Below are 25,815 nucleotides of genomic sequence, written 5' to 3'. Positions count from 1 at the left end.
CGGCTGATCACAACGTCAGCGGCACGTTATCAATCAGCCTCGTCTCGCCCACCCACGCGGCTACCACTAGGACGGCGTCGCCGCTGTGCCCCTGCTCCACCTCGACGAACGTGGCGGGGTCCACCAGGGCGAGGTAGTCGGGGCTGACCGGGGGCGCGGCGTGCGCGGCGTCGTTGAGCACAGCCCGCGCGGCGGCGAGGACCGCGGAGGCCCCGCCCCCGGCTGCCCGCTCCCCCGCGAACAGTGCCCGCGACAGGGCCAGAGCGCTGTGGCGTTCCTTGACGCTGAGGTACACGTTGCGGCTGGAGGTGGCCAGGCCGTCGTCGTCGCGCCGGGTGGGGACCGCGGCGATGTCGACGGGCAGGCAGAGGTCGCGCACCATCCGACGCACCACCGCCAGCTGCTGGGCGTCCTTCTGGCCGAACACCGCGACGTCCGGGCGGACCAGGTTGAACAGCTTGGCGACGACCGTGAGGACCCCCTGGAAGAAGCCGGGCCGAAACTCCCCCTCCAGGACCTCGCCCATGGGGCCGGGGCCGACCGTGACGAGCTGGCCCAGGCCGGTGGCGGCGGTCGCGGCGTCGGGGTACATCACGTCGACCGGGGGAGCGAACACCACGGTGGCGCCGGCCTGCGCGCAGGCCGCGAGGTCGGCGTCGAAGGTGCGGGGGTAGCGGTCGAGGTCGTCGTTGGGCCCGAACTGGAGCGGGTTGACGAAGATGCTGACGACCACGGTGTCGGCCTGTTCCCGGGCCGCCGCGATGAGGGCGCGGTGGCCGTCGTGCAGTGCGCCCATGGTGGGGACGAGGGCGGTGCGTCCCAGTTCGGGGCGCAGTGCGGCCAGTTCCTCGGCGGTGCGCACGACCGTGGGGGCCGGCCGGGAGGAGAAGGCGGACTGGGTCATTCCTGGCCTCCGGGATCGAGGGGGACGAGGGAGGAGCGGGCGGGAGTCACGCCAGGACGTCGAGCAGCCGTTCGGCGTCCTGGGGTTTGAGCAGGCCGGCGGCAAGGGCGCGGTCGGCGGTGAGGCGGGCCAGCGCCACGTATCCCGCGACGCTTTCCGGGGAGTGCTCGCGCAGTTGGGCGATGTGGTCGGCCACCGTCTGAGCGTCCCCGCGCAGCACGGGGCCACTGAGGCCGTCGATGCCCAGGCGCAGCGCGTTGTCCAGCGCGGCTCCCAGGATCGGGCCGAGCATCCGGCCCGGGTGCTCGACCCCGGCGACGCCCAGCAGGGCCGCGCTCTCGGCGACGAGCGTGACCAGGTGGTTGGCGCCTCCGGCGAGAGCCGCGTGGTAGAGCCCACGGCGCTCCTCCTCGATCCACACGGGTTCGGCGCCCATCTCCACGACCAGTGCTTCGGCGATGGGGCGCAGCGGCTCGGGCGAGGTGATGCCGAAGGAGCAGTTGGCGAGCCGGTTGAGGTCCTCGTCACGGCCGGTGAAGGTCATGACGGGGTGCAGGGCCAGGGGCAGGGCGCCCTCGGCCGTGACGGGCGCGAGCACGCTGTAGCCGTGTGCGCCGCTGACGTGCGCCACGAGCCGGCCCGCGACCGGGGCGCCGGTCTCGGCAAGGCCGTTGGCGAGGGGGGCGAGGGCGTCGTCGGGGACGGTGAGCAGGATGAGGTCGGCGGCTTCGACGACCTCGGCGGGTTCACACAGGTGCGCGCCGGGAAGGCGTTGCGCGGCGCGTGCCCGGGATGCCTCGGACACCGCGGAGACCGCGACGACGGAGTGGCCGACCTGTTCGAGGGCCACTCCCAGGACCGAGCCGACCCTGCCGGGGCCGATGATCCCGACCTTGAGGCGGGCGGGGCGTTGCTGGGCGGGATTCGCCGTGTTCATGCGGGTTCCAGTCCACTCGGGTACCGGACGTGATCGGCTTCAGGCTACTCGCCGGCCGTACGCGCCCGTGCGGCGGCACCGGGCGGGTCCGGTGCCGGTGCGAAGGTACCGGGCCCGCGGACGACCGTGGCCGGCGCGGGGCCGCCGGAGCGGTCCGCGCCGGCCACGGCGGGGTCACCGGATCTAGTCGATGACGAAGGCGCCGGAGTGGCTGCACTGGGCGCCGGAGACACCGAGCACCGAGATCGCGTTGCCGCAGATGTTCACGGGGATGTCGAGGTCGGCGATGATCTGGTTGCCGCCGAGGATCGAGCCGTTCCCGGAGGTGAAGACGTCGTCGACGGCGTGCGCGGGCGAGGCCATGAGGAGTACGCCGGCGGACGCGGCGGTGACGGCACCAACGGCAAGGAGCTTCTTGAGCAAGAGAATTCCCTTCTCGGGGTATCGGGCGGCAATGAATCCACCCAAGAGACTGTCACTTATCGCATCCATGTGGACACGCTGAGTGGCGCATACCCACGGTAGCGGGTAATCACTCCATCACGCTCAGTTTTTTTGAGACTCTGACCTGCGATTTCCTCGACAAAGAGGTCATAACAGAAAAACGCCGCCCCGGGTAAGGGCGGCGCCAAGAAGTTCGACGACCCGCTTGACCCCCGCCGCGCCGACCACCCGGATGCGTGGGCGGCCGTCGCGGCGGAAGCCAGGCGCGAAAGGGTCTACCAGCCGTAGTGCCAGGGGGTCTTGATGACGCCGGCACCGGAGTTGTGGCAGCTGGAGCCGGCGATGCCGAGGATGGCGATGGAGTTGCCGCAGACGTTCACGGGCACGTTGACGTCAGCGATGACCTGGTTGCCACCGAGCACGGAGCCGTTGCCGGAGGTCTCGGGCCCACCGGCGTATGCGGCGGCGGCACCGGTCATGAGCACACCGGTGGCGGCGGCGGTGACGGCAACGGTGGCGAGGGCCTTCTTCAGCACAGCGAGTCTCCTCAATACACGTCCGGCGGAACCATCTCCACACCGGACATTGATCGACAATGAGTATTACTGCGAACACGTGGCGTGTTCAGTCCCTATCTAGCCATATGCCCGAGCATCCCCGCCGGGGTTTGCGAAAAGTAAATAACCATACGGAGCCGTTCGATGACCCTTAGTAGTCACGAATGTCATGATTTACCCGGCAAAGACCCGTCACTCGCGCCGATCATGATCGGCGCGAGTGACGGGGGTCACATGTCGGGATCGGTCCGGATATCGCTCCGGGTCGCCCAGCGCTCGGGGCCGCCGACGTCCGCACGGGCGCGGTCGGCACGGTCCGCGATCCCGTCGATCACCCGGCGGGCCTCCGCGAGATCACGGTGCGGTGCGCGGGCCCGGACCGGGCCGGGGGGCGTGTCCACCTCGACGGTGGCGACACCCAGACGACGCCCCAGCGGACCCATGGTGAGACGCAGGGTGTGCATGCGTGAATGCGGGACGATCTCCACGACCCGGCAGAACCGGCCGCGTCCGGACACGAAGACCCGGTCGCCGACGCCCAGCACCTCCTTGGTGAAACGCCCCCGGGCCGCCGGGTGCACCGGCACCGAGGACACCCCGGCACCGGGGAACACCTCCTTGACCAGTGCGTAGGCCAATTCCTTGGGCACCACCGGCAGCAGGGTCGAGGAGTCCATCTGCCGCTCACCCGCGTAGCCGGCCACGTTCGCCTCGACCCGCACCACTCCCAGGAAGCGCCACAGCAGCGGCTCGACGATACGCAGCGCCTGCACCCTGCCCGGCGGAACCGTCTGCATCCGCGCCTGGAAGACGCCGTAGCGCAGCCGCAGACCGTCCGGGGAGAGCGAGGCGTAGAAGTCGACGTAGCGGAACAAGGGCCCGAGCATGCCGCGCATCAGCCCCAACAGCAGCGGGACCGCACCACCGAGCACGCCCACCTCCCCGAACGCCATGCCCGCGACGATCAGTACCAGGAACGCCGTGAAGGACAACAGGACCGGGATGCGAAAGGCCAACGCCCCGATCAGCAGCGAGAACGGAAGCTTGTAGAACGGGGTCTCCGGAGCCTCCGGCGTCCCCCCGGACAGCCCCGCCGCGTGGGCGAGCATGCTCGCCCGCAGCCGTTCGGCGGGCTCACGGCCCAGGTAGCGCAGCCGGATCTCGCTGCTGTCGCCACCGGCCAGCTCCACCCGCAGCTCCGCCAGCCCCAGGACCTGGATGAACAGCGGGCGCACCACGTCCACCGCCTGGAGCCGGCTCAGGGGGATCTCCCGAGTCACCCGTCGGAACAGCCCGCTGTGCAGAACCAGGTGGTCCTCCTTGAGACCGAACACGGTGTTCCACCAGGCCACCAGCGAGTAGGCACCGGCAGCCAGCCCCACTGCCACGGTCAGCAGCAACGGGGTCCACGCCGACCCCACCCCCAGCAGGAACGGGGCGGGGAGCGCCAGGAACACCAGCGCCACCACGGCGGCGTGCAGCGCGACCGTGGCCAGGTGCAACCGGTGCGAGCCGCGCGTGAGGTCCACCGTCGGGCGGGGCGGCGGCGCGGGCCGCACGGGCGGCCCGTACCCGGGCGGCGGCCACGGTCCGGGGCGCGCGGCATAGGTGGGCGGGACGAATCGCACGTGCGAACCGGTCGGCGGGACCGGCTGCGGAGGGCCGCCCGGCACACCGCGGTACCCCGGGGGCGGTCCAGGGTGCCCGGGAGGCCCCGGCGGATAGGCGTGCGGATGGGGAGGCGCCGTGCCCTGGCCGGGCGTCGGCTGCTGCGGCGGCGCCGGCGGCAGATTGACCGGCGGCACGTAGGGCTGTCCGCGGGTCGAGGCGGGCGGTTGCGGGCCGGGGGCGAACCTGGGGCCCCGCTGTCCGGGCGGGGCACCGGTGGGCCCGGGCCGCGGATGGGGAGCGAAACGCCCCCCGCCCCAGAACGGGGTGTGCCCGTGCCCCGTACCCGCGGGCGGCTCACCGTCGGGCGCCCGCCACCACGGCCGCGGTTCGTCCGCGGGCGAACCGGCTGCCGCGGGAGCGGAGCGGCCGGGCTCGGCGGGGTGGTCGGCTTCCGGGCGGGCGTCCGGCTCACCCGTGGGCGCACCAGGGGCGTCGTTCGTGGTCGGCGAACCCCAGAACGGGGTGTGCCCGTGCCCGTGCTCGGCCGGAGGCGCAACGGGATCGGCCTGCGCGGGCTCCTGCACGGAGTTCTTCGGCGCGGGTTCACCGGTGGCCTTCCCGGCGTCCTCGTTCCCGCCGGGCGGAACCTCCGGGGTTCCCGGGGCGTCCGGGGGTGCCAGGACGGGCGGAGCCGCCGGAGCGGCCGGAGCCGGTGGAACGGCCGGGGCCGACCGGTCCGGGCGTTCGACCGGACGGGGTTTGGGCTCGGCCGGGTGGGAACCCCAGAACGGGGTGTGCCCCGGGGCGCAAGGCCGCTCCTCCTTCCCCGCGTCCTCGCCGTCGCCGGACCGGCCGTCGGCACCCGAAGCATCCGGGGTGTCCGGGGTATCCGGGGTATCCGGGGTATCCGGGGCGTCTGCCGGTTCCCCGGGGAAACGGTGGTCCGCGGCCTGCGGCTCGGCCTCGCCGCCCGACCGGGCCGCGTCGCGCAGGTCGGAGAACGACCAGCCGGCGATGGGCGCCGGGGCCTCGAACCCCACGAGGTTGGTGTCGGTGGGTGCGGTGACCTCGCGCAGCGGGGCGCCGGAGTCGCGTGGTCCGGGCTCCTCGAACAACCAGTCGTCGGGGTCGGCGGGCCCGGCGGATCGCGGCCCCTGTCCCTTCGCGGGCGGCCGGGCTGCGGCATCGGGCCCGGACCGGCCACCGACGACCGGCGGTTCCGAGGCGGGCAGCGGTTGCGGGGCGGGCAACGGCTCGGCGGCCGGCAGCGGCTCGGGTTCGGGCAGGTCGGCCCGCACCACGTGCCGGCTGCCGAACCAGGTGGCGGGGTCGGCCGAGGAACGGTCGTTTCTGGGATCGGTCACGCGGCTACAGTCCCGTGGAGAAGGTCTCGCTGCGCGCCGCGAGTCGGTCGCGCAGGGCAGTGGCGTCTTCCAGGCTCAACCCGGGGATGCGGGCGTCAGCGGTCGTCGCCGCGGTGCGGACCCGGACCGTGGCGATCCCCAGTGTCTGCTCCAGCAGGTTGGAGGTGACGTCCACGACCTGCATCCGGCCGTAGGGGACCACGACCAGCTGGCGAACGACGATCCCGGAGACGATCAGGAAGTCGCTGCGCCCCTCGGCGTACCCCCAGGAATCCCTGATCCTGGCGGCACCGAACCAGGCGGTCGCCCCCGCGGCCAGCGCGGCCAGCGCACACACCGCCCCCCAGGGCCAGCCCTGCCAGATCCCCAGGGCGGTCCCGCCGAGCACCGCGACCGGAACCGCCACCAGGGCCGCGAGGAGCTTGCGGTACCAGGTGAACGCGGAATCCACCCTGCTCCATGTCTGACCCTCCGGTGGGGCGAACGCCGCCTCCACCGGTGGCATGCCGCTCGTCGCGGGGGTCCGGTCGACCATGCGGGGCGGCTCTGAGGCCTCGGCGAAATCCACGATTGCAGTCAATCATCCCGGAGCGGATAGGACGGCCCAAGCAACACGAAACCGCCCCGGTTGCCCAAGCACACCGAGAAACCGGCGGTCAAGCGCGCGCCCCCGGCTCATCGTCGCTCTTGGGCACCCGGCAGGCGTATTCCAGGAACAACGCCGAGCCGAGCAGGATCAGCCCCGACAGTGCGGTTCCCCCGGCGACGAGCGCGTCGGCACGCGCGTGCGTGCTGTGCAAGATGTCCAGCAGCGCGAGCGCGAACCCGCCGAAGACACCCGCCGCCAACGCCCCGAACAGGGCACTGGCCTTGGCGAACGCCACCAGCCGGGCCACGCTCAACGGTTCGATCGGCTCGGTACCGGGCGCCCGGCGGATGCGGCGGCGGGTCTGGACGGCGGCGATCCCCTCGCCCAGCGCCAGGAGCAGCAGCGTGGGGATGGCCGTCCAGGGCAACAGCACGAGATCGCTGTAGAACCGCGGGACCACGACGAACGTCAGGATTCCCGCGCCCAGCACGATGCCCAGCGGCACCCGCCACCCGGTGGGGCGCATCCTGTGGTTGTTCTCCTGCTCGTCCTTGGGCATCTACTCGGGCACCCGCAGTACGAGATCGTCGCGACGCCGCACGTCCTGGCCGTCCTGGCCGTCAAGGTCCGACAGCAACGCGCGCACCGGACCGCGTCCGGCGATCTCGGCGTCGGGCTGGACGTCGGACCAGGGCTGGAGGACGAAGACACGCTCGTGGGCGCGCGGGTGCGGGACGGTCAGCTCCGGATCGGTCCGGGTCTCGTCCCCGTAGGCGATGATGTCCACATCGAGGGTGCGGGGGCCCCAACGCACCTCGCGCAACCGGTGGAACGCCTCCTCCACGCCCTGCGTGCGCTCCAGCAGCGTGTCGAGGGTGAGCAGGGTGTCGGCCACGACCACCGCGTTGAGGTAGGGGTCCTGTTCGGGGCCGCCCACCGGGGCGGTCTCGTAGACGGGGGACAACTCCACCAGGCGCAGTCCGCGCGCCTCGAAGAGGGAGTCGATCGCGCCCTGAAGGGTCTCCATCCGGGCGCCCAGGTTGCTGCCCAGGGACAGCACGACCCGGCGCGCCTGGGTCCAGTCGGTCCTCACGTACGCCTCCGCACAATCGTCACGGTCACATCATCAAACGGGTGCGGGATCGGGGCCTGCGGCTTGTGGACGGTGACCTCCGCCTCCAGAACCTCGGGTTCGGCCAGGCAGACGTCGGCGAGCAGCTGGGCGAGCCGCTCGATCAGGTTCACCGGCGGGCCCTCGATCACCGCGACCAGCGCGTCGCTGAGCACTCCGTAGTGCACGGTGTCGGCCACGTCGTCGCTTCGGGCGGCGAGGCGGGTGTCCACGCCGAGCCGCACGTCCACCACGAACTCCTGGCCCTCGCGCCGCTCGAAGTCGAACACCCCGTGGTGGCCCTTGGCGCGCAGGCCGCGCACCGTGATGCGGTCCAGGGCCGGCTGCGGGGCGTCCAGCGCGTCACTCATCGTCGGGGTCGTCCTCCTCCAGCATCACCGGCGACGCGTGGTGCGACCACAACCGCCACCCCTGCTCGGTCTGGATGAACAGGTTGGTGGTGACCACCTGCCCGCCGGCCACGAACCCCGGGTTGTCGTCCTCGGCGGTGAGGACGTTCTCCTCGCAGGTCACCATCGCGATCTCGCCGCTCACCCCGATGTGGGTGTCGGTGAGCACGTACTGGATGTAGGGCACGTTCGCCATCACCAGCGACCACGCCCGCATGATCTCGGCCCGCCCGCGCAGCATCGGCCAGCCCGGGTTGACGCAGACCAGGTCGGGGGTCTGCTCCTCCTCGGCCCACACGCGACCCATCAGGTCGATGTCCCCGGTCTCGATGGCCTGGTAGAACTCCGCGTTGGCCTCGGCCACGCGCTCCATGATCTCCTGGCGGGATCTCACCGGCTCCCCCTTGGGGCGGGCGCGTCGGCTCGGCCCTCGGTCAGGGATTCGCCCCCGCTCCGCCACGCCTGGGCGACCCGGACCGCGTCCGCAGTGGGGCCCACGTCGTGGACGCGCACGCACCAAGCGCCGTTGGCCGCCGCCAACGCGCTCAGCGCCACGGTCGCATGGTCGGAGCCGGCGAAGTCGCGCGGTCGCCCCTGCGCATCGCTGAGCAGGCGGCCGAGGAAACGCTTACGGGACCCGGCCACCAACAGGGGGCGACCCAGCGCCGTGAACCGGTCGAGGTGGGCCAGCAGTTCCCAGTTGTGTCCCTGCTCGGCGGTCTTGGCGAATCCGAGTCCCGGATCGAGGACGATCTGTTCGGGATCGACGCCCTCATCGAACATCACAGCCATGCGTTGACTCAGCTCATCGTGGACTTCTTGGACGACATCCGCGTACACCGCGCGCTTTTGCATGTCATGACTATGCCCACGCCAGTGCATCAACACGTATGCGACACCGGTCCTGGCCACCAATCTCGCCATGGCCGGATCGGCGAGACCGCCACTGACGTCGTTGACCAGCACGGCACCCGCGTCGACGGCCGCGGCGGCAACCTCGGCGCGCATCGTGTCGATGCTCACAGGGACACCCTGGCGGGCCAATTCGGCAACCACCGGAATGGTGCGCCGCAGTTCCTCGTCCCCCGAAACCCGTTGCGCACCGGGCCGGGTGGACTCACCCCCGACATCGACGATGTCGGCTCCCTCGTCGGCCATCCGCAGGCCGTGCTCGACAGCGCGGGCAGGATCGAACCAGGCGCCGCCGTCGGAGAACGAGTCCGGGGTGACGTTGACGACCCCCATCACCAGGCAGCGGTCCGGCGCGGGCAGGCCGGGCGGTCTCATCTTCGTCGCCATACCGCCACCCTACCGATCCGTTCGCTTGGAACCGCGAGTCCGATTCGGCTGTCGGGCGCGTTCTTTCGACGGTTTTCGTCAACCCTGACCCGTTCGACACGTCGAACACGGCTCCGCGGAAGCCGTGGACGGACGTCAGCGCCGGCCGGGGCGTGTCGGAAAACGACCCCTGGGAGTCCGCGGGAACGTGTCGGCCCGGCGCCACTCGCCGACCACTGCGCGGGACGCCCGTCAGGGGAGGCGCACGTTTGAGCAGGCCCGCGCGAACAGAAAAGGCGGGCCGCCCCGAAACCGGGACGGCCCGCCCTTCACCGGCGTGTCGTGCGCGTCAGCTCCGCCCCAGGATGAGGCTCATCGCCTCGGCCCGGGTCCGGTCGCTGTCGCGGAAACCGCCGCGCACCGCGGAGGTCACCGTCTTGGCTCCGGGCTTGCGCACCCCGCGCATGGTCATGCACAGGTGTTCGGCCTCGATGACCACGATGACACCGCGCGGGCGCAGGTTCTCCATGATCGCGTCGGCGACCTGCGAGGTGAGGCGTTCCTGCACCTGCGGCCGCCGGGCGTAGACGTCCACCAGTCGGGCGAACTTGGACAGCCCGGTGATCTGTCCGGCCGTGTTGGGGATGTAGCCCACGTGCGCGACCCCGTAGAAGGGAACGAGGTGGTGTTCGCAGGTCGAGTAGAGCTCGATGTCCTTGACCAGGACCATCTCCTCATGACCGGCCTCGAACACCGTCTTGAGCACGTCCTCGGGCCGCTGCTTGAGCCCGGCGAACTGCTCGGCGTAGGCACGCGCGACCCTGGCCGGGGTCTCGACGAGCCCGTCACGGTCGGGGTTCTCCCCGATCGCGAGCAAAATCTCCCGGACGGCTTTCTCGATGCGGGGCTTGTCGATCCCCGCGGGGGCGGAGTCCGCCCCCGCGGTGCCGTCGGCCCCGGTCACGAACCGTCCCCGGTGCCGTCGGCATCATCGGTACGGTCGGTGGCGCCGGGGCGGCCCTCCCAGGCACTGGACCCGCCGTTGGACGAGTGGCCGTTGGACGAGGCGAGCCCTTCGACATCCTCCGGACGGACGGGATCGGTCTCCTTGGCGGTCATCACCGGAGGCCGGTCGGAAGGCAGCCGCTTGCCGTAGCCCGTGTAGGAGCCGCGCGCCGGACGCTTCTGCACCGGGGCGAAGATCTCCAGGACCTTCTCGCGCGAGAGCGTCTCCTTGTCCAGCAGCTCCAGGACGAGGGCATCGAGGACGTCGCGGTACTCGACCAGGACCTCCCACGCCTCGTCGTGAGCCGACTCGATGAGGCGGCGCACCTCCTCGTCGATGAGGGAGGCGATCTCCTCGGAGTACTCCCGGCTGTGCGACATCTCCCTGCCCAGGAAGGGCTCGGTGTTGCCGTTGCCGAACTTGCGCGCACCCAACCGCTCGCTCATGCCGTACTCGGTCACCATGTTGCGGGCGAGCGAGGTGGCCTTGTCGATGTCGTTGGCCGCGCCGGTGGTGGGCTCGTGGAAGACGAGCTCCTCGGCGGTGCGCCCGCCCAACATCATCGCGAGCTGGTCCATCATCTGCGAACGGGAGGTGAGGAAGGTGTCCTCCTCCGGCAGCGACATGGTGTAGCCCAACGCGCGACCGCGCGGCAGGATCGTGATCTTGTGCACCGGGTCGGAGTTGGGCAGCGCGTGGCCCACCAGGGCGTGTCCGCCCTCGTGGTAGGCGATGACCTTCTTCTCCCGGTCCGACATCGCCCGGGTCTTGCGCTCGGGGCCGGCCATGACGCGGTCGATGGCCTCCTCAAGGGTTTCCATGTCGATCTGGGTGCGATCGCCACGGGCCGACAGCAGTGCGCCCTCGTTGACGACGTTGGCGAGGTCGGCGCCGGTGAACCCGGGGGTGCGCCGGGCGATGACGTCGAGATCGACGTCGGGGCCCAGCGGCTTGCCCTGGGTGTGCACCTGGAGGATGCCCTTGCGTCCGGCCATGTCGGGACGGTCGACGACGATCTGGCGGTCGAAGCGGCCCGGGCGCAGCAGCGCGGGGTCCAGGATGTCGGGACGGTTGGTGGCGGCGATCAGGATGACCCCGCCCTTGACGTCGAAGCCGTCCATCTCGACCAGCATCTGGTTGAGGGTCTGCTCGCGCTCGTCGTGTCCGCCGCCCATTCCGGCACCGCGGTGGCGGCCCACCGCGTCGATCTCGTCGATGAAGATGATCGCCGGGGCGTTGGCCTTGGCCTGCTCGAACAGGTCGCGCACCCGGGAGGCGCCCACGCCGACGAACATCTCGACGAAGTCCGAGCCGGAGATGGAGTAGAACGGTACCCCCGCCTCGCCGGCGACGGCCCTGGCCAGCAGGGTCTTACCGGTTCCGGGCGGACCGTACAGCAGCACGCCCTTGGGGATCTTGGCCCCCATGGCCTGGAACTTGGAGGGGTTCTGCAGGAACTCCTTGATCTCGTGGAGTTCCTCGATGGCCTCGTCGGAGCCCGCGACGTCGTCGAAGGTCGTCTTGGGCGTGTCCTTGGAGATCAGCTTCGCCTTGGACTTGCCGAAGTTCATGACCCGGGAGCCGCCACCCTGCATCTGGTTCATGATGAAGAAGAAGATGGCGATGATCAGGATGAGCGGCAGGAAGCTGAACAGCAGGGAGACCCAGATGCTGTCACTGGGGACCTCGACGTCGTAGGCCTCAAGGTTGCCGGTCTCTTTTTCCTGCAGTTTCTGGGCCAGCTCATAGCCCTGACCAGTCACCCAGAACGCCTTGTAGAGGTCGCCATCGGTGGTGGTCAGCTCGATTCGCTGATCCTTGTCGATGATCTTGGCATCCTTGACCTGGTCCTGCTCGATCAGGGAGAAGATCCGGGAGGTGTCGGTCTTTTCGTGCTCGGGCGCACTGCCCCAGCCCATGAGCTGGGAGACCACCAGCAGCATGAGCAGGATGGCGGCAAACCACAGCCACGGTCCACGGTACAAACGCTTCAGATTCATCTATACGGAACCCCGCTGGGTCCGTCCCTCCTGACGGCGGCCCACGCCCAGGGAACCGCAGAGGCGCCGATACGGGGAAACGGGCGGACCGGGCGAAGACGTGTCAACGCACCGGAGATTTCCGCCGTTCCACCGGAGGGCCTCATGCCGGCCACCAGAAGCGGGACCTATCGGACATGTGCTCCCTACAATGATGCCGGGATAATCGACGGTACACCCTGGGCAGGGCACCACACCTGATCGGTGCGCGTGCGTTCGGGGGGATGTCCCGTCACGACACCAACGCTCACGGGATGCCTTGTTGTTCCCGCGGGCACCGGCCCCGGGTTCCGGGGCCGGTTCTCACGCCCTACTGGTACACGTGCGGCGCCAGCGTGCCGATGAAGGGCAGGTTGCGGTACTTCTCGGCATAGTCGAGCCCGTAGCCGACGATGAACTCGTTGGGCAGGTCGAAGCCGACGTACTTGACGTCGATGTCCAGGTCCAATGCCAGGGGCTTGCGCACCATGGTGCAGATCTCGACGGAGGCCGGGCCGCGCGACTTCAGGTTGCCCACCAGCCAGGACAACGTCAGGCCGGAGTCGATGACGTCCTCGACGATCAGGACGTTGCGGCCCTGGATGTCGGTGTCGAGGTCCTTGAGGATGCGGACCACTCCGGAGGAGACAGTGCCCGCACCGTAGGAGGAGACCGCCATCCAGTCCATCTCGCAGGGATGGTGCAGTTCGCGCGCGATGTCGGCCATCACCATCACCGCACCCCGCAGTACGCCGACCAGCAGCAGGTCCTTGCCCGCGTAGTCGGCGTCGATCTGGGCGGCCATCTCCCGGTGTCTGGCCTTGATCTGCTCTTCGGTGACCAGGACCTTTTCGAGGGCGTCGCCCATGTCTTTCGCGTCCACGCTTACAAGTCCTCGCTGCTCAGCTCGCGGTTGCTGGAACGCCAACCAGAATAAAGGGAGCAAACCACCTGCCGCGGAAGAACGCTCCGCGACGCGACGTCCGATCGAGACGAGAACGCCTCAGAAACCCTTTTTGTTGGCGAAGAAGACAATACGCCCGGTTTTCCGACCGCCGGCCAGCCCACCCGGCAGGTCCACCCGCCTCTGCCCGCGCCAGTCGGTGACCAACCGGTCCAGCTCGAACACGTGCCGGGCGGCCAGGGCCCCGGCGGGACAGCCCGCCTCCAGCGCCGCGCGACGCAACAGCCTGGTGCGTACCGCCCGCGGCAGTTCGGCCAGCGCCGCGGCGTCGAGCTCCCCGGGAGCGGCCGTCACCCCCTCCCGGGCACGATCCGCCCATTCGTCGAGGGCATCGGCATCGTCGCGCAACAGACCGGCCGTGCGGGCCAGCGCCTCGGCCACGCCCGGCCCCAGGGCGCGCTCCAGCCCGGGCAGCGCGTCGTGGCGCACCCGCGAGCGCGCGTAGGCGAAGTCGGCGTTGTGCGGGTCCTGCCAGGCGGCCAGGCCCATCAGATCCGCGGCGGCGTGGACGGTGGCGCGATCCACGTCCAACAGCGGGCGCAGCCAGCGGCCGGACCGGGCCGCCATCCCCGCCAGGGAACGTGCTCCCGACCCTCGGGCCAGGCGCAACAGCACCGTCTCGGCCTGGTCGTCGCGGGTGTGTCCGAACAGGACGGCCGCCGCGGCGTGGGCCTCGGCACGCTCGGCCAGCGCGGCATGGCGGGCGGTGCGGGCCGCCCCCTCGGGCCCGCCCGTACCGCCCACCTCGACCGCGACCGCATCGACAGGGTCCAACGCCAGGCCCCGCAGCAGCAGGGCGACCTGCTCGGCGCGCTCGGCAGAGCCGTCCTGGAGCCCGTGGTCCACCGTGACGGCACCCGCCCGCAGTCCCAGCCGTGGGGCGACGAACGCCGTGGCACCGGCCAGGGCCAGCGAATCGGGCCCTCCGCTGCACGCGACGAGGACGAGCGCCCCCGTCTCCAATTCGGCCAGCGCACGGCGCACCGCCACGCGCACCGCCGCGACGGCGGGGGCCGGTCCGGTCATGGAGTCCTCATTCGGGGTCTGGTCCCACCTGTGACGCACGGCGAACGCCCCTGCCGCCGATGCGGGCGGGAGGGGCGTTCGAGAACTGCGGTCGCTCAGCTCGCAGCAGGGGGCGGCGGGCTCTTGGGGTCCTCCTCGGTTGTGGAGGAGTCGGGCTCCGCGTCGCCGTCGGCGGTGGGAGCCGCGGGTTCGGCATCCGGCACGGGGACGACCGGCGGCGCATCGGCGGCCGTGCCAGCGGTGGGCTCGGGAGCATCGGGCACGGGGACGACCGGCGGCCCATCGGCGGCCGTACCAGCGGTGGGCCCGGGTTCCTTCGGACCGGTCCCGGCCTCGTGCCGGCCCCCCGCGGTGATGGGCACCGGCGGATGGACGACCCTGGCGATCCACGCCTCCGGGCTGCGGATCTCGGCCAGTGTGGGCAGGGTCTCCGGGGATTCCCAGACCCGGTTGAAGTCGGCCATCCCGACCTGCGTGACGACCGTGCGGACGAAGGCCGCGCCCTCTTCATACTGCTTCATCTTGAGGTCGAGGCCCAGCAGCTGGCGGATGACCTTGTCGATTCGGTTGCCGCCCTCGCGCCGCTGCTGGAAGCGGCGGCGGATCTCGACCACGGTCGGGACGACCTCGGGTCCGACCGCGTCCATCACGTAGTCGCCGTGGCCTTCGGCAAGGGTCATGACGGCGGTGACCCGGTCCAGGATCTCGCTCTGCTGCTCGGTCTGGAAGGCGTCGATGAGGTTGGCGTCGTTTCCGCGCACCGCATCGGCCACCGCCTCGCCGGCGGAGCGCAGGCGGTTGAGGAAAGCGGAGGTGTCGAGGTCCGAGGCGAGGAGGTACTCGCGCATCTGGTCCTGCACGTACTCCCGCAGCCACGGGTTGGCGGTGAACTGGGTGCGGTGGGTCTCCTCGTGCAGGCAGACCCAGAGCCGGAAGTCCCGGGGGTCCACCCCGAGTTCGCGCTCGGCGTGCACGATGTTGGGCGCGACCAGCGTGAGCCGGCCGGTGCGGGCCTTGTTGTCGGGGTCGGGCGGCAGGAACAGCTCGTACTGGCCGAGCACCCGGCCGGCGAGGTAGGAGAGCACCGCGCCGAGTTGGACACCGGTCACCCGTGCGCCCACCGCGGTGGTGAGGTTGGCGGCGGCGGAGTTGCCCGGACGGGAACGTCCCAACCGGTCCAGCAGGGGGTCGAGAACCGCCCGGAAGCCTTCGACGTTGGCCTTGATCCATCCTGGGCGGTCGACGATCACCGCCGGCCCAGCGGGTTCCAGACTGCGCATCCCGGTGAACTCGCGCACGTGGGACTGCGCGGTCACGGAGAGTTCTCGCAGCTGGGTCACTGCCTGGCGCGCCTCGGCGAGATCAACCTGCGGGCCCGGGCGCACGAGTCGGACACCGGTGTTGACGGCTACTTCCCAGTCGATCAGAGTCACGGTTTCAACGTACCCACTGATTCGCTCCCAACCGGGTTTCCACCCCCGGATCCACGGGTTTTCTCAGGGCCTCCCCGAGTGCGCGGCCAGGGTCGGCAAAGACTCCGAAGAAATCGGACGCCGTCCGACCGCGCGCCTCACTCGAACACGAGTTCGACAAAAGGGTATCGTGCTGGCATGCCCGATCACCTGCCTCCGGACTGGCCCGCGAGCGTGCACCCACCGGGGAGCGCGGACTTCGCCGAGACCGCCACGGCCTGGCTCTTCGACCAGGTTCCCGCCGACTACCGACTGCACGGCGTGCTGCGCAGGCATCCGATCGCACTCTCCCGGCTCGCGTCGGACCACCTCGGCGCCTGCCTGGAAGCGACCCGGCAGGGGTACCGCACCGCGCGGGTGGACCTGCGCGAGCATCTCGCACCGCCCGTGCTCGACCAGGTCATGAACGCCTACCTCGTCGAAGGACGTCGACTGGCCGAGACCCTGCGCGCGGTCCGAACCGTCGACGAGGCGCTGCGCGCCGCGGCCAAGAGCGTGCCCGGTTGAAGCGCCCGGGCCGACCCTCAGGAACTGACCCGGATCACCAGGGCGGGTTCGACACCCGTGTTGAGCAGTTGGTGTCCTGCCTCTCCCCCGAGCACGCGGGCCCGGCCCGGAGTGAGCTCCTGCACGGCCAGCAATTGACCGGCGGCGCCGGTGACCACGGTGTGGGCACGACCACTGACCAGTTGGACCACCTCGGAGGTGGGCACCGGGTCACCGGGCCCTCGCTCTGCGGCCAGCGAGACGAACCCGTTGGGCTCCAGCGTCACCGCGGTCACCCGCATCCGTCCTCTGGCATGGCGCCGGGCCACACGCGGGACGAGCTGCCAATGCCCACGACGCTGCGGCCACAGGGTCGGACGCAGCAGGGACTGCGCCGCTCCGCGGGCGGCCGTCATCAACTGACCCACCGTGGGCACCGTGCGGGTGCGCAGGTGGTCGTAGGCACTGCGCTGCCCCGCCATCACGATGTCGCCGATCCCGGCGAGGGAGTCGGCGAGCGCTGCGCTGTCGATCCGGGGTCCGGGGGCAGCGGGCGACTCGGTGCGGGAGGCGGGGCGTGTGGGGCTGGAAATGTCGTACGACACCGACAGTGGTCCTTTGTGAAAGGGATCGCGGGTCCAGGATCGGGGACGCTCACGATGGTGAATGCTGCGGAACCGCCCCTGCGCGCGGCGACGGGGTGCGGGTGGAAGCGCGTGGTTGCGCCGAAGGTCGCGGAGGGGCCGGTTAGCGGGGCGCTCTCTCCACGGGCATCGTCGGATCTAGTGGATCAACGACAACACGAGGAAGGCGAACACAGCGAGCTGGCAACACGGCGAAAGGCCACGGGGGCCTTGCGAGCCATGGCCGACCGGACCAGCTGCGTACGCGGATGCATGGTGGTAAGCAGACCAACCCTGGACGGCCATGTCAAGCCGAACGAATAATCCGGAGTGTCTTACCGATCACGCCCCTTCTGCGGGGCTGACGCAGCGAACCGGCCATTTTTTCGGCAAACTCATTGCGATTCCGGGGCTTTCGGTGATGGCATTGGATTTCCGGGTAGAGCGGAAGCACCCGCAGCGCGGAATCGGGGGCGGAGCGGCAGGCGGTGGGACCGGAGCGTTTCCCGGAAGGAAACGGGCTCGCACACGGCGAGCGGACGGGCTGTCGGCCGGCCCGGCGACGCGAGCGATCCACTCGTTCGCTCCGCGAACGGCGACACGATCGGCCACGCCCCCCCAGAGCCGCGGCCCCGGTCTCCGGGCCGTGTCGGAGGTGACCAGTGGGACATGGCGGACCACCACGCCCGGGGGAGCCCGAGCGACCCGCCGTCATGTCTGACTCGGGCAGCGCGCGGGCAGCGCGCTTCGCCGTGCGTGTCCTGGTCGTCGCAGCCGCGGGCGTCATGGCTGCCGGGTTCTTGAACTGGCGGGCCGGGATTCTGGTGTCGGTGCTGGCCACCGTCAGTTACCTGCTGTTGGGAACGGCCGGCGCCAGGCTGCCCGCCCCCTACGGTCGCGGTCGACTTCTGCGGTCGCTGCACCGGCACGGATACCAGGTGGTGCCGGACGGCCATTCCCGGCACCTGGTGGTCGGACCGGGCGGGGTGTACCTGCTGGAGACCCGGGTCTGGCAGCACGCGGTGTCCTGGGCGGGCGACGACTGGATGATCGGCGACCTTCCCGCCTCCCGGGCGGTGGAACGGCTCACCTCCCAGGCGGCCAGGCTGGAACGCACGCTGCGGCTGTGCGAGAACTGGCCGGAGGTCGGGATCGTCCCGGTCATCGCCGTTGTGGGGCGCCTGCCGGAACCCGTCATGCGCGCGGGACGCAGCATCATCGCCCGCCCGGGAAGCGTGGTGGGGCACATCCTGGCCCAGCCCGCGATCCTGACCGGCGAGGACGTCAACGGGATCGCCGAGCAGATGACCGCCGGGGCGACGTGACCCCGGAGCGCCATGCCCGACAAGACATCCCATGGTCGGCGGTATTCGGCGCGAACTTGGGGAAACGCCGGTGCTGAAGCCGGATCGACCGTAATTTTGTGATCATGACCGATCGTGAGCTGGCCAGGGCCCTGCGGTCGAACGGGTTCACCGCCGCGCACGCGTGCGGGCTGCTCTTCGACGCCTACGGGGTGACGCTGTACCAGCACTGCGTTCGCACCCTGGGCGATCGCGCCGTGGCGCAGTCGGTGGTGCGCGACACCGTCATCGTCGCCCGGGCGCACATCGGGCGGTTGACAGCACCCGACCGGCTGAAGGAATGGCTGCTGGCCCTGGCCGACGCGGAATGCGCACGACACACCGCGGTCGCCGAGGCCACCCGGGAGACCGCACCGGGGCCGGAGCCGGAGACCACCGGCCAGCACGCGGCGCTGCGGGTCCGTGTGCTCAGTGGAGTGGTGGCTCCCGAGCTCGCCGACTACCGCAAACACGTTGCGCACCGGGCCGACCATCTCGATCGCGCGGGCTTCCCGGTCCCCATGGGCACAGGAAGCGAACCGGGAGCGGGGGCGTATCTCATTCCGGGGCTGTTCATCACCGGCTGCGCGGTTGCCGTACTGGCCCTGGTCCTGGTCTGGGCCTCCGGCAGCGCACCGGCACCCGGCTGGTGACCGGCGCGGGAGCACGCACAGCCCGGGAGGCGCGTTCACGGCGAGCCGGCCCGACCAGCACCGCGACCCAGCGCGGAGCGGATGGCACCCACCCCGGGTCGCGGACGAGAACGCCGTTCTAGTCCAGCTTGAAGTGCGTGGTGTCGCCGTGCACACCGTGGTCGGCCGCACGCTTGATGGAGTTCTTGATCTCCTCCTCGGCCTCGTGGCGCCCCACCCAGGTGGCCCCCTCGACGGACTTGCCCGGTTCGAGGTCCTTGTAGACCGTGAAGAAGTGCTGGATCTCCAGCCGCTCGAACTCGTTGACGTGGTGAATGTCACGCATGTGTTCCATGCGCGGGTCCGTGGACGGCACGCACAACACCTTGTCGTCACCGCCTGCCTCGTCGCGCATACGGAACATGCCGATGGCGCGGCAGCGGATCAGGCACCCCGGGAAGGTGGAGTGCTTGAGCAGCACCAGCGCGTCCAGCGGGTCGCCGTCGTCACCCAGCGTTCCGTCGATGAAACCGTAGTCGGCGGGGTAACTGGTCGAGGTGAACAGCATGCGGTCCAACCGGATGCGGCCGGTCTCATGGTCCATCTCGTACTTGTTGCGCTCGCCCTTCGGGATCTCGATCGTTACGTCGAATTCCATGCTGTCCTCGGCTCCCCTTGCGACTAGTGTCGCTCCATAGTTCACAGGTTTCTCGCGATGCCACGGAAAGGCAGGTACCAGGGGTGCGGCACGATCGGATCTTGGCCTGCCTCACATTGGGCCTGCTGAACGTATTCGTGCTGGCAACCGGTGTGGTCGCCCTGGACGTGATCGAGTCGCGCCCCGGAGAAACCGCGCCTTATCCCGTAGCCCGGGCCGAAGAGGGACCGGCTCCGGCCGCGGCGGACGCGGGAGCGGAGGCGGTCGGCCCGGATCGGCTCGCGGACATTCTCGATGATCCCATGTCGCGTTCGGACATCAGCGAGGGGCTCTTCGCATACGTCGCCGATGCGCAGACCCACCAGGAACTTTACGCGCGCCAGGGGACCAAGGGGGCAGTTCCGGCGTCCACCACCAAGGTGGTCACGGCCGTGGCGGTGCTGCACTCCCCCGGGCCCGACACCCACATCACCACCCGGGTGGTCCGCGGCGAGGACCCCGATGAGGTCGTGCTCGTGGGCGGTGGTGATCCCACTCTCACCCGCAAGGACGACGGGGAGCGGTATCCGCGCCTGGCGACCCTTGAGGACCTGGCACGGCAGACGGCCGCCTCCCTGGACGAGGAGGGCATCGACGCGGTCCGGCTGGACTACGACGACAGCACGTATCCGGGGTCGGCCCTCGGTCCGGGGTGGAAGAAGAACTACGTCCCCGAGGGCAGTACGGGGGCGGTCCACGCGCTGATGATCGACGAGGGCCGGGTGGAGCCGGATTCGTCCAGCCGGGTGGAGAACCCGCCCCTGGTCGCGGCCGAGGCATTCGCCAAGGAGCTGGAGTCGGCGGGGATCACCGTCACCGGCGGCCTCTCGGAGGTCACCGCCCCCGAGGAACCCGACGTTCTGGGGAGTGTGGACTCCCCGCCCGTCTCCGCTCTCGTCGAAATGATGATGCTGACCAGCGACAACAACATCGCCGAGGCGCTCGCACGCCAGATCGCGCTGGCACAGGGCGAGGAGCTCACCTTCGAGGGGGCCGTGGCCGCGACCGACACGGTGCTGGCGGAGTTGGGCATCGAGGGGGTGGACATCAGCGACAACAGCGGGCTGTCCACACGGAACCGGATCTCGCCCCAGGCCCTGGTGGAACTCCTCCTGTTGGCCGCCGACCCCGATCGCCCCGACCTCTACTACACGCTGAGCGGGCTGCCCACCGCGCACTTCAGCGGAAGCCTGCGGTCCCGTTACTCACCCAGCGGCCCCGCGGAGGCCGGCGCCGGACTGGTGCGCGCCAAGACCGGGACCCTCAACGGGGTGAGTGCACTGGCCGGAACGGCCTACAACGCCGAGGGCCGTCTGGTGGTGTTCGCGTTCGTGGCCAACCACAGCGGCGCGTCGGGCTACATCCTCGACACCCTGGCAGCGGTCCTGGTCTAAGGACGGCCACCGCCGGCACGGCATGTCCGGGGAAAACGGGCGAGCACCCGGCGAAGCGCTGCGCGCCGGGTCCACCCGCCGATCGAGCGGCGCGGTCGGGTGGACACACAGCTCAAGCACCCGGTCGAAGAGGTGGATCAGGGGTTCAGGAACCGCTGGGGGTCTCCGCCTCTTCCTGCTCCTCCCTGGCCTCGGCCTCGGAGGCACGTCGCTCCAGCTCCATCCGGATCGCGTTCTCCGCGGCGTCCACGGAGGCCCGCGCGGTGATGGCGTTGGTGTGGGCCCGATCGAGTTCGTCGAGTGCGATGCAGTCGAACGTCACCCGCGCGTCGTGGATGGCCTGTTCGAGCTGGCGGGATGCCTCTTCGAGTTCGACGCTCATGTGTTCCCCTTAACCTCGTACCGGCCGTCCTCCACCACGCGATGGAGCGACCCGTCGGACCGTGCGTGCCGAAACGGTGTCCCCGTCGGCCCTGAGCCGGTGCTTACCCTCCAGGGGCCTACCCCACTCCAGTGATTTATGCATTGTGCAGTGGCTATTGTGACCAACGGCTCTGGACTGTCGCAGCAGGCACCTACGATTGCCGTGGTCGAGAGGACGGGGTCCCCCAATGCGCAATCGCTATGCCGGCAACTGCCGAACCTGCCGCACCCGGGTGGAGGCTGCGGCCGGAACCGCCGCACGCGAGTCCGGGCAGTGGCGGGTCTACTGCTCGGAGCACACACCGGTGCAGGACACCGGGGGGCGCGGCGGGCCGCCGCCGCGGGCCGATCATCCCGGCTGGCACACCGGATCGCTGGTCGGATACGACTGCGAAACCTCCTCCAATCTTCCTCGGGAAGCGTTCCTGGTCTCGGCCGCGCTGGTGGAGCCCTCCGGCGAGGCGCGCACCTGGTTGGTCGACCCGGGCGAGCGCGAGATCCCCGCGGAGGCGGTCGCGATCCACGGCATCACCACCGAGCGCGCACGGGACGAGGGCGTGCCCGCCGGTGAGGCCCTGGAAGAGATCGCCGGGCTGCTGGCCGCCCACCTCGCGGGCGCCGACCCGGTGGTGATCTTCAACGCACCGTTCGACCTCACCGTGCTGGACGAGGAGCTCGCCCGCCGGGACATGCCGACACTGACCCGGCGACTGGGCACCGCGCCCGCGCCGATCATCGATCCGCTGGTGCTGGACCGCGGCCTGGCCCCCTACCGCAAGGGTCCCCGCAACCTCGGAGCCCTGTGCGAGCTGTACGGCGTGGAGCTGCGCGAAGCGCACACCGCGACCGCGGACGCCTTCGCCTGCCTTCAGCTCTCCATGGACCTGGCCTCCCGTTACCCCGAGATCGCCGCCCTGTCGTTGGCGGAGCTGCACGCGCGCCAGATCGAGTGGGCCGCGGCGTACGCGAAGCAGCTCCAGGAGTGGCTGGACCGCTCCCGGCCGGAGCACGGACGGGTAATCGACGGGTCCTGGCCTGCATGAATCAGTGTTTTCCGACATCACGGATGTTACGGTCGTCCGGGATTGGGTACCGAGGTGTCGCCATCACCCCGATGAGCTGGTCCTTAGCGCAACCATCCCGACATGTGACTCTAAGTGTTGGGTTGGAAGCAAATGGTGACTCACAATTGGGTCAGGACGTAGGCGGCGCTTTGACCAAGTGATCCGCTCGGACACGGCCGGAGCCGCGTGTGCGGCCCTGGGCGTCTTGGCCCTGGCTGGAGAAGGAGGCGGCGCGGTTCCCGCGTCGATCACCGTGGCAAATCACAATCCGCACGCACAAGAGCAACAGCCCGGGAACGAACCGGACGAAGAGAATACCGAGCAGTACACCACCGAGGACCTCTTGTGGGAGCCCCCGGACGAGCTCAAGGCCGACCGCGCACCGCGGACGGACTGGCTGGTGTTCAGCGTCGCCGCGGTCCTCACCCTGGCCTTCGTGGTCTGGGGCTGGTGGGACAGCGAGGGGCTGGGCGACACCGCCGCGAACATGCTGAACGGGCTGATCCACTACGGCGGCTGGGGTTTCGTCCTGGCCGCGTCCGCCTTCGTCGCGATCGCACTGTGGCTGGCCTTCAGCAAGTACGGCAACATCACCCTGGGCCGCGACGGTGAACCACCGCAGTTCAACACGCTGTCCTGGATCTCGATGCTCTTCGCCACCGGCATGGGCATCGGCCTGATGTTCTACGGTGTCGGCGAGCCGCTGAGCCACTTCGTGGTCAATCCGCCGGGAACGGGAGGCGGCAGCCAGTCCGAGGCCGCGGCAACGGCCATGGCCACCACCCTGTTCCACTGGTCGCTGCACCCCTGGGCCATCTACGCGGTCGTGGGCCTCGCAGTCGCCTACGGCACCTACCGGCGCGGACGCCGTCAGCTGATCAGCGCGGCGTTCATCCCGCTCATCGGCGAGAAGGCCGCCAACGGGCCGATCGGCAAGATGATCGACGTGCTGGCGATCTTCGCGACCCTGTTCGGCTCCGCCTGCTCCCTGGGCCTGGGTGCCCTGCAGATCGCCGGCGGTTTCCAACACCTCGGGTGGGTGGGCACCATCAGCACCGGGCTGCTCATCGGCATCATCTCCGCCCTGATGGTCGCATTCCTCCTCTCCGCGGTTTCGGGGGTCGAGAAGGGCATCCAGTGGCTGTCCAACATCAACATGGGAATGGCCGGCATCCTGCTGCTCTTCCTGCTGGCGGTCGGCCCGACGGTCTACATCCTCGACCTGATCCCCACCGCCCTGGGCACCTACTTCCAGGACTTCTTCTCCATGGCCGCGCGCACCGACGCCATCGACGCGGTGAACGTGCCGGCCCCGCCGCCCGAAGAGAGCGCCTCGGCCTGGCTGTCCAGCTGGACGGTCTTCTACTGGGCCTGGTGGATCTCCTGGACGCCCTTCGTGGGCCTGTTCATCGGCAAGATCAGCCGCGGCCGCACCATCCGCCAGTTCGTGGCGGGCGTCATCCTGGCCCCGAGCGCGGTGAGCCTCGTGTGGTTCGCGGTCCTGGGCGGCAGCGCCATCGACCTCCAGGCGTCGGGCACCGACATCATGGGCCTGGGCGCGGCAGAAGCACAGCTCTACGGAATGCTGGAGTACTTCCCCTGGGGCACCGCGGTGAGCGTCCTGGTGGCGGTCCTGGTGGCGATCTTCTTCGTCACCGGCGCGGACTCCGCCTCGATCGTGATGGGCACGCTGTCCCAGCGCGGTGCCAACGACCCCCAGCGCATGATGACGGTGTTCTGGGGCGTGCTGATCGCCGCGGTCGCCGCGATCATGCTCGTGGTCGGCGGACAGGACGGCAACGCGCTGGAGGGGCTGCAGAAGATCACCATCCTGGTGGCCGCGCCCTGGACGGTCGTGATGCTGCTGCTGTGTGTGGCGCTGATCAAGGACGTCCAGCGTGATCCGCTGATCGTGCGCTCGCACAAGGCACGCGAGGTGGTGACGGCCGCCGTCGTCAGCGGCGCGCAGGACTACGACGGCGACTTCCAGATCGACATCTCGCCCTCCGAAGAGGAGGAGGGCGCGGTGAACGTCGCGGTCACCCCGCACAAGAAGCACCCGGAGAGCTAAAGGAGGGCCGAGGCCGGGTTCCACCCCGGCCTGCGCCCCCCGTGACGGGCCCCTCCACGACGGTGGAGGGGCCCGTCCTACGTCGGGAACGCGTCGCCTGCCGGTGCTGGAAAGGGGGGCTCCCTGCCGGGCCGCACCAACCCCCTGTCCGGAACGGGGTTCGCGTGGACAAGGTCATCGTGATCGTGCCGGCGGCCATCGGTGCCCTGCCGCTCCCCTTGTTGCCGGCAGTGCTCAAGGCCCTGGTGTGGATCATCGCGATCGTGGTCGTCCTGGTGGTCGGCGTCAAGGCATGGAGCCGGACGGACCGGTCCCCGCGCTGACCGCGTGCGCGCCGCATAGCCGCCGGACTGCGGGGTACACCCCTGACACAACACCGACGGAGTACTAACGAGCGAGCACGAGGAACGCGATGCTGAACCTGATCCTTGTCCTACTGGCCATCTGGCTGGTGCTCTCGGTGATCGGCCTAGTCGTCAAGGGCCTGTTCTGGCTCTTCGTCATCGGCGTGGTGCTGTTCCTGGCCACCGCCGCGTGGGGCTGGTTCCAGCGGGCTTCCCGGTAATCCGACACTTCCCGTTCGGTGGCGCTTCCGCCACCGAACGGTAGCGATGTCAGCCGGTGACGAACCGGCGCAGGATCAACCGCTCGGCGAGCGTCCAGACCCCCGTGGCCACCATGTAGACCCCCGCGGCAACCGGGACGACGGCCAGGGCCGCGATCATCCCGTAGGGGAGATAGCTCATCATGGCCATCCCCGGCACCGGCGGCTGCCCCGCGGACGCGTTCTGGGCGAATGCGGGAAGGGTCAGCCAGCGCCGGGTCGCCCAGGCGATCAGTGCGAGCAGCACGATCAGGACCGCGAAGACCGGGAGCGAGCCCGCGTCCAGCGGCAGCAGGGTCGAACCCAGCGGCGTTCCCCCCAATCGATGGGTGAGCAGTTCGTTGGCCCCGCCACCGATCTCCGCGGTGACGAACAGCCCGTACACCGCGATGAACAGCGGCATCTGCGCCAGCGTGGGCAGGCAGCCCGCCAGCGGTGAGGTCTTCTCCTTCGCGTAGAGCTTCCGGGTTTCCTGGACGAGTACCTCGGGCTTGCGTGCGTGGCGCTCCCGGAGCGCGGCCAGCTGCGGCGCAAGGCGTGCGCGGGTCTTCTCGGCACGGACCTGGAGGTAGCTGAGTGGAAGCAGCACCAGGCGCACGAGAACGGTCAGACAGACGATCGCGGCGGCACCGGCGGCCGTCCCGAACAGTGGGGCGAGGCCGCCGGTCAGGGCGGTGACGGTCGCGTAGGCGATTGTGACGAGTACGGCGATCGGTCCAAAGGAATACATGTGGTGGGCCCCTCGGCTGGAGTAGTGATCACAGGCGAGAAGGCCGCGCGACGGGTG

Annotated in this window: 27 protein-coding genes and 1 pseudogene; 8 read left to right on the top strand and 20 right to left on the bottom strand. The window is 70.1% G+C overall.

What is annotated here, in order from left to right; translation table 11 throughout:
• Positions 1-7: 7 nt before the first annotated feature.
• From panC to QSJ59_RS08340, 16 genes and pseudogenes are all read right to left on the bottom strand, one after another.
• Positions 8-904 (bottom strand): pantoate--beta-alanine ligase, encoded by an 897-nt coding sequence (panC, locus tag QSJ59_RS08415; protein ID WP_285758417.1) that lies wholly within the window; start codon positions 902-904, stop codon positions 8-10.
• 46 nt (positions 905-950) lie between these two features.
• Positions 951-1,841 carry a Rossmann-like and DUF2520 domain-containing protein gene (locus tag QSJ59_RS08410; protein WP_285758416.1) on the bottom strand — a complete coding sequence of 297 codons (891 nt, stop codon included), beginning with the start codon at positions 1,839-1,841 and terminating at the stop codon, positions 951-953.
• A 183-nt stretch (positions 1,842-2,024) separates the two neighbouring features.
• Entirely contained in the window at positions 2,025-2,264 is a 240-nt protein-coding gene (locus QSJ59_RS08405) for a chaplin family protein (RefSeq protein WP_285758415.1), read from the bottom strand.
• A gap of 296 nt (positions 2,265-2,560) precedes the next feature.
• The gene (locus QSJ59_RS08400) at positions 2,561-2,821 is read right to left on the bottom strand and encodes a chaplin family protein (RefSeq protein ID WP_285758414.1); all 261 of its coding nucleotides are present in this window, start codon (positions 2,819-2,821) and stop codon (positions 2,561-2,563) included.
• Between the two features lie 251 nt (positions 2,822-3,072).
• Positions 3,073-5,817, bottom strand: a complete 2,745-nt coding sequence (locus QSJ59_RS24325; RefSeq protein WP_349497192.1) for a PH domain-containing protein — start codon at positions 5,815-5,817, stop codon at positions 3,073-3,075.
• Positions 5,818-5,821: 4 nt separating this feature from the next.
• Positions 5,822-6,388 (bottom strand): PH domain-containing protein, encoded by a 567-nt coding sequence (locus tag QSJ59_RS08390; protein WP_432707457.1) that lies wholly within the window; start codon positions 6,386-6,388, stop codon positions 5,822-5,824.
• A gap of 85 nt (positions 6,389-6,473) precedes the next feature.
• Positions 6,474-6,965 (bottom strand): DUF3180 domain-containing protein, encoded by a 492-nt coding sequence (locus QSJ59_RS08385; protein ID WP_285758413.1) that lies wholly within the window; start codon positions 6,963-6,965, stop codon positions 6,474-6,476.
• Positions 6,966-7,499: a 2-amino-4-hydroxy-6-hydroxymethyldihydropteridine diphosphokinase gene (gene folK, locus QSJ59_RS08380; protein ID WP_285758412.1), complete on the bottom strand. Its 534-nt coding sequence runs from the start codon at positions 7,497-7,499 to the stop codon at positions 6,966-6,968.
• Positions 7,496-7,888, bottom strand: a complete 393-nt coding sequence (folB, locus tag QSJ59_RS08375; protein WP_285758411.1) for a dihydroneopterin aldolase — start codon at positions 7,886-7,888, stop codon at positions 7,496-7,498. Before folB ends, folK begins: the two co-directional genes overlap by 4 nt.
• Positions 7,881-8,321, bottom strand: coding sequence for a nuclear transport factor 2 family protein (locus QSJ59_RS08370; RefSeq protein WP_285758410.1), 441 nt, complete (start codon positions 8,319-8,321; stop codon positions 7,881-7,883). The genes folB and QSJ59_RS08370 overlap by 8 nt, the downstream gene beginning before the upstream one ends.
• Entirely contained in the window at positions 8,318-9,226 is a 909-nt protein-coding gene (gene folP, locus QSJ59_RS08365) for a dihydropteroate synthase (RefSeq protein ID WP_285758408.1), read from the bottom strand. Before folP ends, QSJ59_RS08370 begins: the two co-directional genes overlap by 4 nt.
• Positions 9,227-9,554: 328 nt before the next feature.
• The gene (gene folE, locus QSJ59_RS08360; RefSeq protein ID WP_285758406.1) at positions 9,555-10,169 is read right to left on the bottom strand and encodes a GTP cyclohydrolase I FolE; all 615 of its coding nucleotides are present in this window, start codon (positions 10,167-10,169) and stop codon (positions 9,555-9,557) included.
• Positions 10,166-12,211, bottom strand: a complete 2,046-nt coding sequence (ftsH, locus tag QSJ59_RS08355) for an ATP-dependent zinc metalloprotease FtsH (RefSeq protein ID WP_285758404.1) — start codon at positions 12,209-12,211, stop codon at positions 10,166-10,168. Before ftsH ends, folE begins: the two co-directional genes overlap by 4 nt.
• Before the next feature lie 349 nt (positions 12,212-12,560).
• Complete coding sequence (gene hpt, locus QSJ59_RS08350; RefSeq protein ID WP_285758402.1) at positions 12,561-13,112, bottom strand: hypoxanthine phosphoribosyltransferase; 552 nt, start codon at positions 13,110-13,112, stop codon at positions 12,561-12,563.
• Between the two features lie 120 nt (positions 13,113-13,232).
• A complete protein-coding gene (tilS, locus tag QSJ59_RS08345) occupies positions 13,233-14,219 on the bottom strand; it encodes a tRNA lysidine(34) synthetase TilS (protein WP_285758399.1) in 987 nt (328 codons plus the stop codon).
• 365 nt (positions 14,220-14,584) lie between these two features.
• Positions 14,585-15,646: pseudogene (locus QSJ59_RS08340) on the bottom strand (zinc-dependent metalloprotease); the annotation flags it as partial.
• Positions 15,647-15,829: 183 nt separating this feature from the next.
• Between QSJ59_RS08340 and QSJ59_RS08335 the strand changes: the two are divergent.
• The gene (locus tag QSJ59_RS08335) at positions 15,830-16,198 is read left to right on the top strand and encodes a hypothetical protein (protein WP_285758398.1); all 369 of its coding nucleotides are present in this window, start codon (positions 15,830-15,832) and stop codon (positions 16,196-16,198) included.
• 17 nt (positions 16,199-16,215) lie between these two features.
• On the opposite strand, the gene QSJ59_RS08330 is transcribed toward QSJ59_RS08335, so the two are convergent.
• Positions 16,216-16,782 carry a hypothetical protein gene (locus QSJ59_RS08330; RefSeq protein ID WP_285758396.1) on the bottom strand — a complete coding sequence of 189 codons (567 nt, stop codon included), beginning with the start codon at positions 16,780-16,782 and terminating at the stop codon, positions 16,216-16,218.
• 731 nt (positions 16,783-17,513) lie between these two features.
• Here QSJ59_RS08330 and QSJ59_RS08325 point away from each other — a divergent pair.
• Together QSJ59_RS08325 and QSJ59_RS08320 are read left to right on the top strand one after the other, a co-directional pair.
• Positions 17,514-18,125 carry a hypothetical protein gene (locus QSJ59_RS08325; protein ID WP_285758394.1) on the top strand — a complete coding sequence of 204 codons (612 nt, stop codon included), beginning with the start codon at positions 17,514-17,516 and terminating at the stop codon, positions 18,123-18,125.
• 104 nt (positions 18,126-18,229) lie between these two features.
• A complete protein-coding gene (locus tag QSJ59_RS08320) occupies positions 18,230-18,796 on the top strand; it encodes an RNA polymerase sigma factor (RefSeq protein ID WP_285758392.1) in 567 nt (188 codons plus the stop codon).
• 118 nt (positions 18,797-18,914) lie between these two features.
• Here QSJ59_RS08320 and QSJ59_RS08315 read toward each other — a convergent pair whose 3' ends face one another.
• Positions 18,915-19,433, bottom strand: coding sequence for an inorganic diphosphatase (locus QSJ59_RS08315; protein WP_285758391.1), 519 nt, complete (start codon positions 19,431-19,433; stop codon positions 18,915-18,917).
• Positions 19,434-19,534: 101 nt separating this feature from the next.
• Here QSJ59_RS08315 and dacB point away from each other — a divergent pair, with 101 nt between their 5' ends.
• Positions 19,535-20,866: a D-alanyl-D-alanine carboxypeptidase/D-alanyl-D-alanine endopeptidase gene (gene dacB, locus QSJ59_RS08310; protein ID WP_285758390.1), complete on the top strand. Its 1,332-nt coding sequence runs from the start codon at positions 19,535-19,537 to the stop codon at positions 20,864-20,866.
• A gap of 145 nt (positions 20,867-21,011) precedes the next feature.
• Here the strand turns inward: dacB and QSJ59_RS08305 are convergent, their stop codons facing one another.
• Entirely contained in the window at positions 21,012-21,248 is a 237-nt protein-coding gene (locus QSJ59_RS08305) for a hypothetical protein (RefSeq protein WP_285758389.1), read from the bottom strand.
• A 229-nt stretch (positions 21,249-21,477) separates the two neighbouring features.
• On the opposite strand from QSJ59_RS08305, the gene QSJ59_RS08300 reads away from it, so the two are divergent.
• The 4 genes from QSJ59_RS08300 (at position 21,478) to QSJ59_RS08285 (ending at position 24,989) form a co-directional block, all read left to right on the top strand.
• Positions 21,478-22,332 (top strand): exonuclease domain-containing protein, encoded by an 855-nt coding sequence (locus tag QSJ59_RS08300; protein ID WP_285758388.1) that lies wholly within the window; start codon positions 21,478-21,480, stop codon positions 22,330-22,332.
• A gap of 178 nt (positions 22,333-22,510) precedes the next feature.
• Positions 22,511-24,424 carry a BCCT family transporter gene (locus QSJ59_RS08295; RefSeq protein ID WP_349497191.1) on the top strand — a complete coding sequence of 638 codons (1,914 nt, stop codon included), beginning with the start codon at positions 22,511-22,513 and terminating at the stop codon, positions 24,422-24,424.
• A gap of 164 nt (positions 24,425-24,588) precedes the next feature.
• Complete coding sequence (locus QSJ59_RS08290; protein WP_285758387.1) at positions 24,589-24,747, top strand: hypothetical protein; 159 nt, start codon at positions 24,589-24,591, stop codon at positions 24,745-24,747.
• A gap of 89 nt (positions 24,748-24,836) precedes the next feature.
• Positions 24,837-24,989, top strand: coding sequence for a hypothetical protein (locus tag QSJ59_RS08285; protein WP_285758386.1), 153 nt, complete (start codon positions 24,837-24,839; stop codon positions 24,987-24,989).
• Between the two features lie 49 nt (positions 24,990-25,038).
• Here the strand turns inward: QSJ59_RS08285 and QSJ59_RS08280 are convergent, their stop codons facing one another.
• Positions 25,039-25,758 carry a YidC/Oxa1 family membrane protein insertase gene (locus QSJ59_RS08280; protein ID WP_285758385.1) on the bottom strand — a complete coding sequence of 240 codons (720 nt, stop codon included), beginning with the start codon at positions 25,756-25,758 and terminating at the stop codon, positions 25,039-25,041.
• Between the last annotated feature and the right edge of the window lie 57 nt (positions 25,759-25,815).

Origin of the sequence: Nocardiopsis ansamitocini, from assembly GCF_030268225.1 — a bacterium.
Lineage (GTDB): Bacteria > Actinomycetota > Actinomycetes > Streptosporangiales > Streptosporangiaceae > Nocardiopsis_D > Nocardiopsis_D ansamitocini.
The sequence above is the reverse complement of the archived record's forward strand: the minus strand, read 5'-3'. Positions and strand labels throughout refer to the sequence as shown.